A 14,446-nucleotide genomic window follows, 5' to 3' on the forward strand; every position below is an offset into this window, starting at 1 on the left:
GGAGTGAAATGATGCCCGAAAATCTCAAATATGGAACGGTAAGCTCAAGCCAGGCGATGGAGCTGGAGGAAAAGTACGGGGCCCACAACTATCATCCTCTGCCAGTCGTGCTGGCCAAGGGCGTGGGAGTGTTTTTATGGGATCCCGAAGGCAATAGATACTATGATTTCCTTTCGGCCTATTCCGCCGTGAACCAGGGACACTGCCATCCCAGGATAATCAATGCCCTGATCGACCAGGCCAGGGAACTGACCCTGACCTCGCGGGCCTTTTTCAACAACAAGCTGGGCGAATACGAACAATTCATCACCGAGTATTTCGGCTACGATATGGTGCTGCCGATGAATTCAGGCGCCGAGGGCGTGGAAACGGCCATCAAGCTCGCCCGCAAATGGGCCTACCAGGTCAAGGGCGTGGACAAGGACGGAGCGATCGTGATCTTTGCCCAGAACAATTTCCACGGCCGTACGATGCTGGCGGTATCGGCTTCCACGGATCCAGATTGCTACGAGGGTTTCGGCCCCTTCCTGCCCGGCATTGCCAAGATACCCTACAACGATGCCAACGCTTTGAAAGAGTATTTGCAGGCCCATGGCAAAAACGTTGCCGCCTTCATCGTTGAGCCGATCCAGGGCGAAGCGGGAGTTTTCGTTCCGGACGAAGGCTATCTGAAAGCCTGCTACGACCATTGCAAAGAACACAATGTGCTGTTCATCGCCGATGAGATCCAGACCGGAATCGCCCGCACCGGCAAACTTCTGGCCTGCGACTATGAAAATGTGCGCCCGGACATCCTGATCCTCGGCAAGGCAATCTCCGGCGGCGTTTTGCCCGTGTCGGCGGTTTTGGCGGATCGGGAGATCATGCTCACGATCAAGCCTGGCCAGCACGGATCGACCTTTGGGGGGTTTCCCCTGGCCTGCGCCGTGGCCAAGGCATCCCTGGAAGTGGTGAGGGACGAAAACCTGGCAGAGCGAGCCTTCGAGCTAGGAAAGGCCTTCCGCGAGCAATTGCGCGCCATCCAGAATCCGATGATCAAGCTGGTGCGCGGAAAGGGCCTGCTCAATGCGATCGTAGTGGAGCCCAAGAACGGTTATGAGGCCTGGGACGTCTGCCTGAAACTGAAAGACCAGGGCGTCCTCTGCAAACCCACGCATCGCCACATCATCCGTCTGGCGCCGCCTTTGGTGATCACGAGAGAGCAACTGACCGAGGTTGCCGGGATCATCGAAGCAGTTATCAATGAGATCTGAATCAATAAATAGCCAGCTTACCGGAGCAAGGCGGATCGCCAGGTCCGCCCTCCGGTAATTCTTTATGGACAGGCCAGATTTCCGCAGCGGCTTCGTCGCCATTTTAGGCAAACCCAATACGGGAAAATCCACCCTGATGAATCTCATCCTGAATGAGAAGCTCTCCATCACCTCACCCAAGCCCCAAACCACCCGCTACGCGATCAAGGGCATCCTCAACCGGGAGGACTGCCAGATAGTTTTCATCGACACCCCTGGCTATTTGAAGCCCCGCTACGAGATGCAGCAGAGGATGCAGAGGATCTGGTCCGATGCCTTCCGCGACGTCGACCTGATCCTGTTCATGAGCGACGTCCTCAAGTTTCCCACGGACTACGACCTGGAAGTGCTGGAACTGCTGAGCTCGGTCAGAACGCCCCAGATCGCCGTCTTCAACAAGATCGACCTGAAAAGCGACCTGGCCAGGGAAGCCTTCGTCTCCAGATTACCGGGGTCCATCGGCGAAACGCACTTCGTATCCGCCCGGACGGGAGAGCTGGTCCCGGAACTGCTGGAATCGATCATCCGCCACATGCCCTATCATGAGCCCTATTATCAGCCCGACCAGCTTTCCGACCTGCCCCTGCGCTTTTTTGCCCAGGAGATCATCCGCGAAGCGATCTTTCACCTTTTCGCCCAGGAGATTCCCTATGCCACGGCGGTTTTGATCGAGAAATTCAGCGAGGAAGAGGACAAGACCGTGATCGACGCCGTCATCTGGCTGGAGCGGCAGAGCCAGAAACCGATCATCATCGGCAAAAACGGCGCCAACCTGGCCAGGATCCGCGAGTATGCTGAGGCTCAGCTTTCAGCGTTCATGGAAATGCCTGTGCAGGTGCATCTTTGGGTCAAGATCAACCCCAACTGGCGCAAGAAGAACAGCTCCCTGAAAGAACTCGGATTCAGTTAAAAAGCGCTGAAGCGCGGGAATTCTGTTGACACAATTGCAGTATCGCCAATTGTAGCTTACAGAGCAGATCAGGCTTTATTTTTTATGTTTCCAAATCAAGATACAGCGTGGAGATTATGTTTCAAAACAGCATTGATGAAGCCACCTTGGTAATCGACATAGGAAATACCAACATCACTTGCGGCATCTACCAGAATGAGGCCATGACCTGGTTTGCCAGGTTCTTCAGCTCCGCCAACCGGACCGCCGATGAATACTATGGCCTGCTGAACTCGCTGCTCAAGGACATCAGCCTGGGAACGATCGATGCTGTCGCCATGGCCAGCGTGGTGCCTGAATTGACCAGGATCTGGCAACATCTTTTCCAGAAATACTCCGCAGCCAGGGTCTGGGAGATCAATGCCCTCTGTGATCTGGGCCTCAGCTATAAGGTTGCTGATCCCTCCTTCATTGGCGGCGACCTGATCGCCAATGCCTATGGCGCCTGGAAAAAATATTCCCGGGACTGCATCGTGATCGATCTGGGAACAGCCACCACAGTTGAGTTCGTCACCCAAAACGGCAGTTTTGAGGGGACTGCGATCACGCCGGGCCTGAAGACCGGCGCCGACCAGCTCTTTCAAAAGGCCGCCCTGCTCTCGCAGATCGAGATCGTCCCGCCAACCTCGCTCTTGGGCACCAACACCAGGGACGCCCTGCTGGCCGGGATCGTGCGCGGGCATGCATTCATGCTCGAGAGCTTTGTCCGGGAGATCGAATCCCAATATTCCGACAGGGCCGATATCCTCACTGTCGCGACCGGCGGGATCGCCGACCTGGTCAAACCCCTTGTCCCTTCGATCGACATCGTGGACAAGACCCTCACGCTGGATGGCATTCACCTGGCCTACCAACACCTCAAAAACAAATAACAGCCCTACATGCTCAAATCTTGTATCCTTCTCGCATTGATCCTGTTCCTGACAGGTGTTGCGGGGGCTTCGGAGTTTTATCCCCGCCTCTATATCGAAGGATACAACCCCCTCATCTACAACACGGTCGACATCCATAAACTGTATAAAGGCCTGAATTACGCGAGCAGCCAGCCATACCTGATCCGTGACTTTGCCCCGGAAACGGTGGAAGAGATCGATTTTGATAACGACAAGGTCATCATAACCACCCGGGTGGGCGGATATGAGCTTGTTCCGGGCCGGACCCTAAGCTTCGGCACCTACTTTTCCAACCTGCAGCAAAAGACCTTCCGCCAATCCCTGATCGGCAGATACAAAACCCAGGCCCAGCGAACTGACGTCACCACCACCGGCCTGATCAAGGAATTTGTGCTGGAGCTTCCCACGATCGCCATGCCCCGTTCCGTGCAAAGGGTTTTGGGTTCCTCCGCCGGCAGATTGAATCTGGACGGAACGCAGAAAGTGATGCTGGAAGCCGGCAGCACGAAACGGAAAAACGTTGCCATCTACGAAACCGACAACGCCAGCCGCTTCGACATCAAGATGGAGCAGGAAACAAACCTGCGCCTGTCCGGAACGATCGGCGAAAAGATCGCCGTGAACCTGAAATACAACAGCAAGCAGGACGAGCAGTTTTTCGATCCCAACAACGTCAGCATCAAATACACCGGCGACGAGGACGAGGTCATCCAATCCATCGAGGCCGGAAACATCACCCTGTCCCTCGCAGGATCACGCTATATCAGCTATTCCACCTCCTCGCAGGGCTTGTTTGGGGTCACGTCCAAGTTCAGATATGGAAATCTGGACCTGACGGTTATCGCCAGCAAGGAAGAAGGCCAGAAAAACACACAAAGCTACATCGGCACCAGCCAGGCCGATTCCACCATTTTCCGCAGCCGGGATTACGCCTCCCGGACCATGTACTATCTCGAAGACCCCTATGACCTGTATGAGCTATATAGCCAGGAAGATGTTTCGCCAAACGTTCCGCAGGGTTGGGTGGACAACGCGATCAAGACCAGCCCCAGCGGCGCCTGGTACATCAAGAGCCCGGAGCTGCTGCCCGAGAACGGCACCGTGCGGGTGTTCATAGATGATGCCAACGCCAACAACAACGTGGCTTCGGCTGTGGGCGACACCATCTTTTTCAGCCCCACGGATTATTACGTTCCCTATTACGATGAATTGATCGAGGGCACTGACTTCGTGACCGACTACACCGCCGGCATCATCCAGATCAAGAAGGTCATTGACCGCAGGACCACGATCGCCGTCAAATACGTGAACCGGGCCGGACTGCCGGTTCCCCCGAACAGCGATGAACAGGACGGCGTCCTGCATGCCAAGGTGATCCGCCGCCGCAACCAGGAGTATGACCCCACCGATCCCAACAATGTTTGGCACTACCAGATGCGCAACGTCTACAACATGAACAAGACCAACATCAAGAACGACGGATTCAGCCTGGAGATCTATACCGTCAACGTGAACCTGACGCGCAATTATCTGGTCCCGGATTCCCTATCCGTGCCCGGCGTAATCACCTACAACGATTATTTGCGAATGGACAGTACCGGCGACGGCCTGATCAACGGCGACGACACCACGGTCAACCTGACCACCGGGCTCGTCATCATTCCAATGATCCAGCCCTTTGATCCTTTGGGCGACGGCATCATCTACCGGGATGAAAACGAGAGCATCAGCTATCTGGACATCAGCTTCTTCATGTCGGTCAAAGGCAAGATCGGACGTGAGGCGGTGGACCTGATGCAGGGCGGCATCCTCAAAGGCAGCGTGGTGGTGAAAGTCAACGGGGTCGAGCAAAGGGAGAACGTAGATTACCTGGTTGATTACGATTTTGGCCGGATCACATTTTTGACGTCCGCCGGCAAAGACCCGGACGCCAAGATCGAGATCGACTATGAGTATCGCAGCGCTTTCGAGATAGCCAGCAAGACCCTGGCCGGGGTGCGGGCAAACTGGAATCTGACCGATTACGCCAAGCTGGGCGGAACTTTGATCTATCGCTCCGAAAACGTGGCCGACCGCCGGCCCCGGATCGGCAACGAAAACATCGAGATGATCATGGCCAACGTGGATGGCACCCTCACTTACAAACCCGCTTTCATGACCCGCTGGATCGACGCCCTGCCCCTGATCAGCACCAGCGCGGAAACACGCATCACGCTGTCCGGCGAGATAGCCTACACCATACCCAACATCTACGGAGATCCCAACGGCAAGAAGAAGGAAGCTTTCCTGGACGACATGGAATCGATCGTGGATTCCTATCCCATGGGCGTTACGATCGGCTCCTGGGTCATGGGGAGCAAGCCTTGGAACACTTCTCTGGCCAAGGGCAGGACGATCTGGTACAATCCCAAGAACATCCGCCGGGAACAGATTGAAGACCCGGCCACGCTCACGGAAAGGGAGAAGAAGGAAACGGTGACGGTTTTGGCCCTGAAGGTCTTCCCCAGCAACCTCGGCATGCCCGGATCGAACGCCTGGAGCTGGGGCGGGGTGATGAAATACCTGGGCAACCAGCTTGATTTTTCCCAGAAAAAGTATATTGAACTGCTCGTCAAGGTGGACGTCAATCCCGGCGATCCGGTCCCCAATCCCGTCATGCGGATCGACCTGGGTGACATCAACGAGGATTTCTACACCGAGTTTGGCGGATTGAACGTCCTCAACAGCGAGGACAAAAACAATGACGGAGTCCTTACCCTGGAAGAAGATACTGGCCTGGACGGCATTTTCCACGGCCAGCCCGGAGCCGACCCCAATGACCTGGCTTCCAACGAGATCGACCAGTTTGGCGATTATCCAAACATCAACGGCACCGAGGGCAACCGGGTGCTGGATACGGAGGACCTGGACGGAAACGGGGTTTTGAACACCCTGGACCGTTATTTCAGCTATTCATTTTCGCTCTCCGATTCGCTCTACCTGGAAAACGTCAACCACGACGGCTGGCGCCTTTACCGCATACCCATCACCGATCCCAACGTCTACCAGATCGTCAACAATTCAACGGCCGGAGTGGCGCCCAGCCTCAAAAAGATCTCCTATGGCCGCATCGTTTTGGAAACAGACCAGACCGCCAGGGTCCTGATCTCCGATATCTCCGTGATCGGCAACAAGTGGCAGGATTTTTACGTGCGCACCTTGGACAACCAGATCCTGCCGGACGCCCTGGTCAACACCTACAACACGACCTATCTCTCCGGAATTGTCAATAACCAGAAGAACAGCGCCCATTACACCTCGCCCGAGGGTTCTTTCTACATCGAATCGCGCCGCGAATCCAGCGAATCGGCGCTCACCCTGGCGGTGCAAAACCTCCAGCCGGGCCACCAGGTCCTGCTGCGCCAACGCTTGTTCGATCCCTACAGCCTGCTCTCCTACGGAAGGATCAAGTTTTGGGTCTATCCCGAGGCCCGGGAAAGCAATCCCCTCAATCCGGATTCCATCGACGTCGTGTTCCGGGTCGGGGCCGACAGCCTGAATTACTACCAGATCCGCGAACGCGTGCCCGTGCTGCCCTATCTCGCCAAGATGGAGAGGGACATGTGGATGGAGTTTACCTATGACCTGCAGGACGTAACCTCCCTGAAAGAGATCGATCCGGACGCGACGAGCGGCGAAAGCGCGAGCGGCTCGACGGTCTACAGTTTCCAGGGCAACCCCACCCTGACCAACGTCCGGGACATTTATCTGGGTGTTTATTCGCCCGACGACCTGCCTCTGCCCACACCCTTCAACGGGACTCTCTATTACAATGACCTCCGGGTCACGGAACCCTTTGAGGACGTTGGCATGGCCAGGCGGCTCTCGCTGAATTCCGTCTTTGCCGACCTGAGCACCCTGGACATCGATTACGAGGAAAAGAGCGAGAATTTCAATACCATCATCCAGCGTGGAAGGGCCAATACCTTCACCAGTTCCAGAACGCTCAACATGATGAACAAGTATTTCCTCAACAAGCTCTTTCCCAATTCCTGGGGTCTGGACATTCCCATCAGCCTGACCCGCAACTACACTCTCGGGATCCCGCGCTTCCGCGCCAATTCCGACCTCCTGCGCGAAAAGATCACCGATCCCGGGGAAAAGCACCGCGAACGCAACGAATCCTTGCTCTACGCGGCCGATTTCGGCTTCAGCCAGAGGACCGCGCCCAAGTCCAAGATCCTCGCTTACACGGTCTACCGCAGTTCGATCAGCGGCCGGATCGAACAATCATACCGGCACACCCCCACAGCGGTGGACACCACTTTCCTCTGGCGCGGCACCTATAACTACAACATCAGCTTCCCCAGCGACAAGGTCAGCTTCAAGCTGTTCAAGAACTATCGCCTGGGATTTTTCCCCACCACCTGGAACAACAGCCTCACCCTCAACAACACCGAACCCCTAAGCTGGAACTGGGAAAGGCGCGAGGGTGCCTATGGCTGGCAGCCCCGCACCCAGACCGTGCCCACCAAACTCCTGGCCACCGACACCAACATCAACTGGGGCCTCACTTCCGACATCGCGCTCACAGCCAGGCTGAACAGCAAGCGGGACCTCAAACAGAAAGAATACCTCCAATCCATAAATGTCGGCAAGCTCACCGAGTATGTGCAGGACCTCGGATTGAACTACAATCCCAATTACCTGCGGCAATACATCAATTTCACCGCCAGCGGCGGGACGCGCTTCTCGGAAATGCAGCGCAAATACTACCAAAACACCGACCAGGGGCAGATCGAGGTCTATCAGAGCGATGGGAATGCCAACCGCACCCTGCGCATGAACCTGACCCTGATGAATTCGCCCCTGCTGGCCTCATTGGCGTCCAAACTTGCCGCTGCCAAGCCTGCTGGCGAGATCAAGCCCCAAGACGCTCTGCAGCCTCCCAAAGACGAGCTCAAGGGTGGGGGAGACCCTTCCGAGGATGACAAGAAACGCCGGGATGACGAACAGCGGAAGCTGGAAGAGCAGAAGAAGCTGGAAGAGCAACTGCGCGAGGAAGAAAAGCTGAAAATGGAGAAGGAGCTCAAGGAACACGACGAATTCCCCCAGGAGGGGGAACCCAAGGAAGAGGGGGAACCCAAAGAAGAGGGGGAACCCAAAGAAGAGGGGGAACCCAAAGAAGAGGGGGAACCCAAAGAAGAGGGGGAACCTCCCTCTGATGAGCCCGACAAGGAGTTTGAGCCGGTAGACGAAGACTTGCCCGAGGATCTGAAGAAACTGCTGGAAATCCCGGAAGACGACGCCAAACCCGAAGACAAGGTCGAGCCGGGAGACAAAGCCCCGTCCCGGTCGATAAATTTCCCGGCCGTGATCGTCGGATATCTGGCCAAGCTGAAGAACGTCACCATTTCGATGCAGAATTCCTACGTCCAGGCCTATTCCCAAAAGAATGACCGCCCGCCTTTCCTCTTCCAGTTGGGAGTGCCGCATGCCGTGGATGGCGAATACCTTGATTCCGTCACCAACGACAACACCCTCTCGCTTTCCAGCGGCGTGGCCTTCTCCCGCAAGCTGGACAGCGTCATGAGCTATTCCTATACGATCAACAAGCATTACGCCAACGCCTCGAACCAGTCCATCGCGGTCACTTTCCCGGATGTGACCCTTACCCTGCTGGACATTGGCGACCTGGTCGGCCTGGGAAAATATGTCTCCAGCACCCGACTGAACACGGGATTCCAATACACCGTCCGTTCCAGCGGCGACGTGGACTGGGTCGAGCCCAAGCAGGAAACCAGGACCATATCCCTGAATCCCTTGGTCGGCCTGGCCGGAACGCTTTTCAAGAACCTCAGCACCAATCTCAGCTATTCCATCAATTCCGGCGAAAACATCACCGACATGGATTCCTACGACATTATCAAGACCACCTTCACCCAGGCCATGAATGGCAACCTGTCCTATTCCTTCCGCAGTGGCCGGGGATTCACGGTGCCCTTCACCAAAAACAAGATCCATATCCGCAACGAACTCACCTCCAGCATGTCTTTCCTCTATGAGAACAGCTTCGACGAGACCTTCGGCCGCGAATCCTCCCAGGTTGACCGCCAAACCCAGCGCATCGCCATCACCCCCAGCGCCACCTACCAGTTTGACGCCAACATCCGGGGCGGGCTGACCGGAACCTGGGAAAAGACCGAGGACAAAAAGCGCGACACCGGGCTCCGCACCTTCAGGGTCGGCGTCTGGGTGGAAGTCAACCTCTAAACCGCCAGTTTGCCTTTGTCATCCTGGCGCAGGCTTTGTCGTCCCGGCCTCCTGGAGTCGAGCGAGGAACGAGCATGGACTCCAGGAACACGCCAGCCTCGACCCTTGTTTTCATCCCGGCGCAGGCCACCACGGGGAATGGCAGGCGCGGGCTGGCCCCCCCCCGCCTCAGGTGGGGTGAAGGACAATAGGCGGCGGCTTCAGCCGTCGTGTTTTATGATCAGGCCATCCATGTTTCATGACCCCACCCCCTCTGCAAACTCAGAGTCTGAGTTTGCAGAGGGTGTGGGGAATTCTGGCCAGATAAATCTGAACTCCGAGAATACCCGGGATTAATCCCTGGCCTATTGTCCTGCACCGGTTGAAACCGGTTTGTCTACAGCCTGAGACCCGGAGAGTCGGAAGATCTTAGCCCAACCGGTTGAAACCTGTTTGTCTAAAGGCTTAGCGGTATCTGACCGCTGTGGCAAAGCGGAATTTGCCACCCCAGGACCCGTCAGTTGTTTTTTTCTTGACTATTCCGAGCCCTCCCCAAAAATGCCAATGCTGGTCAATCAAGGATATGAGAGGACCTTATGAAAAAGCTTGCCCCTGTCGGCCGGGTTGGGATGGTTTTAGCGCTGGCGGCCCTGCTGTTTTTGTTTTCCTGCAACAAGACCACCGCGCCAGGCACGGTCGCGGACCCCGTTTTCGATCCTCCGGCGGGAGATTACGCCCAGGACCAGATGGTCTCGCTTTCCTGCGCCACCGATGGCGCGGAGATCCGCTACACGCTTGACGGCAGCGACCCGGACGACTATTCGGCCCGCTATCTCTCAGCCTTGTTGGTGGAATTGGGCAAAACGGTCAAAGCCCGGGCCAGCAAGCCGGGCATGGTTTCCAGCGCCATTGCCGGGGCATTCTATTCCGGGATCACGCCAACCCCGCAGATCGGGCTGGAATCCGGAGACTATGAGGCCGGACAGCCTGTGATCATCATCATCAACAACCAGGGCTTGAACCTGGAAAGCCTTTTCATCCGCTTCACCCTGGACGGAAGCGAGCCCAGCGATTCCTCCACTGTCTACCAGGGCCAGATCATGCTCACCGAATCCTGCACTGTCAAAGCCAGGGCTTTCTATCTGAACTGGAATCCCAGCCCCGTCGTGGCCGCCCATTACACCGTCAGCATCCCGACAGTGCAGGCCCCCAGCATCGATCCTCCCTCCGGCTATGTCCAGGTCCCTCTGACCATATCGATCTCCTGCCCAACCGCGGACGCCTCGATCCGTTTCACCCAAGACGGAACCGAACCCAACGAGGGTTCAAATCTCTACGCCGGCCCCATCCTGATCACGGAGACGGGGCAATTGACGGTCAAGGCCAGGGCCTACAAGGAATACGCTTATCCCAGCCAGGTCGCGTCCGAGAGCTACACGATCACCTGGCCGCCCCCGGAAATGGTCTTTGTCCAGGGCGGCAGCTTCAACAACGGCTCGTCCAACGTGACCCTGTCCAGTTTTTACATCGCCCAGTTTGAACTCACCCAGGCCGAGTACCGCGAGGTGATGGGCTACAATCCCTCCCAGAGCCACGGAGTGGGGGACATCTACCCGGTCTATTCCGTATCCTGGTACGACGCCATCGAATATTGCAACCGGCGGAGCTCTCAGGAAGGCCGCGTTCCCTGCTATTCCTACGGCGCTTACGGCAGCGATCCCGATGCCTGGCCCGCCGGCTGGAACCAATCAGCCGTCAACCACACCCTGCTGAATTGCGATTGGAGCGCCAATGGCTACCGGCTGCCAACGGAAATGGAATGGATGTTCGCCGCCAAAGGCGGAAACCAATCCCAAGGCTACACCTACAGCGGCAGCAACGATATCGCTTCCGTGGCCTGGTATGGATCGAACGCCGGCAATTCCACCCATATCATCGGCGGCAAAGACACCAACGAACTCGGGACCTACGACATGAGCGGAAACGTCTATGAATGGGTCTGGGACATCCAGGCCCCTTACCCCGCCGAAGACCAGTTTGACCCCCATGGCCCGGACAGCGGATTCTTCCGCGTTACGCGCGGCGGCTATTACAACTCCGTGGCAAATGCCTGCACCGTAACGTCCCGCAGCTCAAACAACGCCAATGTGGCCTATTCCCTCTACGGATTCCGGATTTGCCGGAACTCCCGGTGATCACAGGATCCCATTCCTGTTTGGCATCCCGGGTGTAGCCGGAGCTTTCCAAAGCTCTGCCTTTTCCTTTGTTATTCATGCGGAGGATCGGAATCCTCCGGCTACATAAGATCTGGCAGAGGATCGGAATCCTCCGGCTACATGGCTCCACGCGTAACGCGTAACGCGTAACCCATCACATCTCCTGCGTGAGCAGCTCATAGCCGTTGACAGGGGCCAGCAGTCCGGCTTCGACCGCGCGTTTGACCGTCCGGCAGGGCAGGTCGTTGGCTTCGATCTGGGCGCGGGTGATGGTCTCGAGGTCGATGTAGCCGGGGTCGCTCTTGGCCAGGTTCCACCTCAGGCGCGTGAAGGCATTGTACCAGTTCTGCAGGACCACATCCTGATTGGCGACGCGGCTGTTGAAGATATCCACGTACACGCGCAGGTCGCTCCTGAAGCTGGCCGAGGGCTCCAGGTTTTTCAGGTTGGCAGAGATCCGTCCGAAGCGGCGGGAGTTCTCTGTGGGCCTGGGTTTCACCAGGGGCCGCACGATCACGCGGTTGAGGCTGCGGTTGAAGTAGTAGACCAGGCCGTCGCATTTGCCCTGGTAGCACAGCAGCATGTTCTTGAAGTAGGCTCTCATGTTTTTCCTCCTTTATTTTTTCCTACGGATTCTACGGATTATACGGATTGAACGGATAAAGAGACCGGCCAACCGGAAGCCACGCTAAAACGTTACAACGCTAAAACGTTACAACGCCTCATTCTACATTCTTCATCGTTCATTGCCCCGTCTCCCGCCGGATGCCCGCCAGCCGGGCGGGAATCCTCTGAGATACGGCCGGGGAGCGGGATGTATTGTAAAAAATGTCCCTCCATATATATAGAGGATGAGAAAACGCCCTCTTGGGGGAAAAAATTTGCGGATCCGGGCGGCGGGAGGCGGAGCGGAAATTCCAAAGGCTTGGGAGGCAGAAAGATAGGGTTTCCGCGAAAAAATATGCTCCAGCCTCGCGCCTGCTTCGTGAGCTGGGATGAGGATTTCATCGACGCCGAGGGCGACGAACCCTTTGACCCGGACGCGTTTCTGGAACAACACAGAGACACAGAGGCACAGAGAAAAGCGGAGGAAGAAATTGGGGTGGCAAATTCCGCTTTGCCACAGGGCTCGCAGAGCCCTTCGAAAAGCGAAGCGGACTCTGTCCGCTCTGCCAATTCGGAAATTGGCAGCCCCAATCATGACGATCAACGCCATCGGTAAAACGGGCTTTGAACACAGAGACACAGAGGCACAGAGAAAAGCGGAGGAAGAAATTGGGGTGGCAAATTCCGCTTTGCCACAGGGCTCGCAGAGCCCTTCGAAAAGCGAGGCGGCCAGGGACTTCCGGGACGCAATCTACCGCGAACTGATGGAAAACATCGCCCTCAATGCCAACGATCCCCAGGCGGCCTATTGCGCGCGCATCTTCGACAACTACTTCTGGCGCTTCTGCATCCTCATCTTTGCCATCAAACGCTGGCAAGACATCCGCGAAGCCCGGGATAACGACCACCTCGAAGCCTGGTTCGCCCGCAACAGGGTGGACGAGCAAACCTCAAGAGAGGCCTGGTACCTCTGCGAATACTACTTCCAGAACACCCAGCCCTTCCTCAAATCCCTGGCGGAGAACGCCCGGCTGGATGATGAGAAGAGGATACTCAAGATCCTGCAGAAAGCGCCGGGTAACGAGATGGCGCACTTCCGTCTGCTCTGCAAGAGCAAGATGACATCCCGCGAACTGCGCCAGTGCATGGAAACCCTGATCGAACGTAAAGCCGTGATCTGCCACGAGGAGATGGGCTACCGGAACAAGGTGGGGCTTCGCTACAGCCTCAATCCGGTGCTGGCGGACATCGAACTGGACTGATCCTTAACCTGAAACACGAAGGCCGGCAAATGCCGGCCTTTTTATTTTCAGTTTAATACTTCTATTACTTAACTACTTCCCCGCCTTACGGCCTTTTCCCAAGCCAGAATCAAAACCTGCAGAGGGGGTATATAAGTATATGGTATATATAGTATTTATATATAATATATAGTAAATTAGTAGGTATTAGTAGTTGTATAGATATATACCATATATAGCATATGCTTGGCTCATGCTGATGTCCATTCTGGAGGTTCAGGCCTCCGGCGGGGGTGGTAAGGCGGGGAAGTAGTTAAGTAATAGAAGTATTAAAATTTTTCCGCAAAGGTGAAATAATTGGCACCAGATATCCGCCTTGACATGATGGCATGAAGGCCATATACATAATATCCAAGCAGAGCGGGATCAGGGAAACAAGACCTCCCGGGGTCTCAGGACGGAGAGTTATTCAATTAAAGACCATTGAATAATAAACACAAAGCCAAGTTTATGTCATCCCGGCAATGGCTCGTGTCATCCCGGGCTTGGAGGCTGTGTGAAAATTCACCCCAGAGTTCCGTAGGGATGCCATTTCAGATAGTTGCGTTGGTTTTTTGCTGTTAGTGTGAGTCTCGTAGGGACGCAGGCTGTAGCGAAACCCGCCGCAGGTGGGGTGCAGGACAATAGGCCCGGGATTTATCCTGGGTGTTTGTGTGGTATATGCTTCTAAGATTAATTCCCCACCCCTCCTCAAACACAGATTTGATCTGTGTTTGGGGAGGGGGGGGGGGAGGGGCCATAATAAACAAAATACGCACGCTTTTAATACGACGGCTAAAGCCGCCGCCTATATTCCTTCACCCCACCTGCGGCGGGGTTTGTCAGCAGGCTGAGCCCCGGAGGGGCGATAAAACTTAGCCCAGGGTGGAAACCCTGGGTATAGGAAAGATAACGCTCCCTACCCCGGATTCCCCACCCCACCGAGTGCGCGGCTCTTAATGAGCCGCGAACAATTGTG

General features: G+C 56.0%; 8 protein-coding genes. 7 read left to right on the forward strand and 1 reads right to left on the reverse strand.

The window, feature by feature from the left end; all coding sequences use genetic code 11:
- Window positions 1-56 precede the first annotated feature (56 nt).
- The 5 genes from rocD to K0B87_01625 all read left to right on the forward strand — a co-directional run bounded on the left by rocD (window position 57) and on the right by K0B87_01625 (window position 11,560).
- Window positions 57-1,253 carry an ornithine--oxo-acid transaminase gene (gene rocD / locus K0B87_01605; GenBank protein MBW6513432.1) on the forward strand — a complete coding sequence of 399 codons (1,197 nt, stop codon included), beginning with the start codon at window positions 57-59 and terminating at the stop codon, window positions 1,251-1,253.
- A gap of 64 nt (window positions 1,254-1,317) precedes the next feature.
- On the forward strand, window positions 1,318-2,202 hold the full coding sequence (era, locus tag K0B87_01610; GenBank protein ID MBW6513433.1) for a GTPase Era: 885 nt from the start codon (window positions 1,318-1,320) through the stop codon (window positions 2,200-2,202).
- Window positions 2,203-2,318: 116 nt separating this feature from the next.
- Complete coding sequence (locus K0B87_01615) at window positions 2,319-3,113, forward strand: type III pantothenate kinase (protein MBW6513434.1); 795 nt, start codon at window positions 2,319-2,321, stop codon at window positions 3,111-3,113.
- A 9-nt stretch (window positions 3,114-3,122) separates the two neighbouring features.
- Window positions 3,123-9,386: a hypothetical protein gene (locus K0B87_01620; protein ID MBW6513435.1), complete on the forward strand. Its 6,264-nt coding sequence runs from the start codon at window positions 3,123-3,125 to the stop codon at window positions 9,384-9,386.
- A gap of 575 nt (window positions 9,387-9,961) precedes the next feature.
- Complete coding sequence (locus tag K0B87_01625) at window positions 9,962-11,560, forward strand: chitobiase/beta-hexosaminidase C-terminal domain-containing protein (protein ID MBW6513436.1); 1,599 nt, start codon at window positions 9,962-9,964, stop codon at window positions 11,558-11,560.
- 175 nt (window positions 11,561-11,735) lie between these two features.
- Here K0B87_01625 and K0B87_01630 read toward each other — a convergent pair whose 3' ends face one another.
- A complete protein-coding gene (locus K0B87_01630; GenBank protein ID MBW6513437.1) occupies window positions 11,736-12,185 on the reverse strand; it encodes a hypothetical protein in 450 nt (149 codons plus the stop codon).
- A gap of 357 nt (window positions 12,186-12,542) precedes the next feature.
- Between K0B87_01630 and K0B87_01635 the strand changes: the two genes are divergently transcribed.
- Both K0B87_01635 and K0B87_01640 read left to right on the forward strand, forming a co-directional pair.
- A complete protein-coding gene (locus tag K0B87_01635; GenBank protein ID MBW6513438.1) occupies window positions 12,543-12,803 on the forward strand; it encodes a hypothetical protein in 261 nt (86 codons plus the stop codon).
- The gene (locus K0B87_01640; GenBank protein ID MBW6513439.1) at window positions 12,781-13,449 is read left to right on the forward strand and encodes a hypothetical protein; all 669 of its coding nucleotides are present in this window, start codon (window positions 12,781-12,783) and stop codon (window positions 13,447-13,449) included. Before K0B87_01635 ends, K0B87_01640 begins: the two co-directional genes overlap by 23 nt.
- The last annotated feature ends 997 nt before the right edge of the window (window positions 13,450-14,446 follow it).

The organism is Candidatus Syntrophosphaera sp. (assembly GCA_019429425.1).
Classification (GTDB): Bacteria; Cloacimonadota; Cloacimonadia; order Cloacimonadales; family Cloacimonadaceae; genus Syntrophosphaera.

Excerpts from the sequence above, each read along its gene's own strand:
- K0B87_01630 (MBW6513437.1), bottom strand. The coding sequence starts at position 12,185 with ATGAGAGCCTACTTCAAGAACATGCTGCTGTGCTACCAGGGCAAATGC.
- rocD (MBW6513432.1), top strand. The coding sequence starts at position 57 with ATGGAGCTGGAGGAAAAGTACGGGGCCCACAACTATCATCCTCTGCCA.
- K0B87_01640 (MBW6513439.1), top strand. The coding sequence starts at position 12,781 with ATGACGATCAACGCCATCGGTAAAACGGGCTTTGAACACAGAGACACA.
- K0B87_01615 (MBW6513434.1), top strand. The coding sequence starts at position 2,319 with ATGTTTCAAAACAGCATTGATGAAGCCACCTTGGTAATCGACATAGGA.
- K0B87_01625 (MBW6513436.1), top strand. The coding sequence starts at position 9,962 with ATGAAAAAGCTTGCCCCTGTCGGCCGGGTTGGGATGGTTTTAGCGCTG.
- K0B87_01620 (MBW6513435.1), top strand. The coding sequence starts at position 3,123 with ATGCTCAAATCTTGTATCCTTCTCGCATTGATCCTGTTCCTGACAGGT.
- era (MBW6513433.1), top strand. The coding sequence starts at position 1,318 with ATGGACAGGCCAGATTTCCGCAGCGGCTTCGTCGCCATTTTAGGCAAA.
- K0B87_01635 (MBW6513438.1), top strand. The coding sequence starts at position 12,543 with ATGCTCCAGCCTCGCGCCTGCTTCGTGAGCTGGGATGAGGATTTCATC.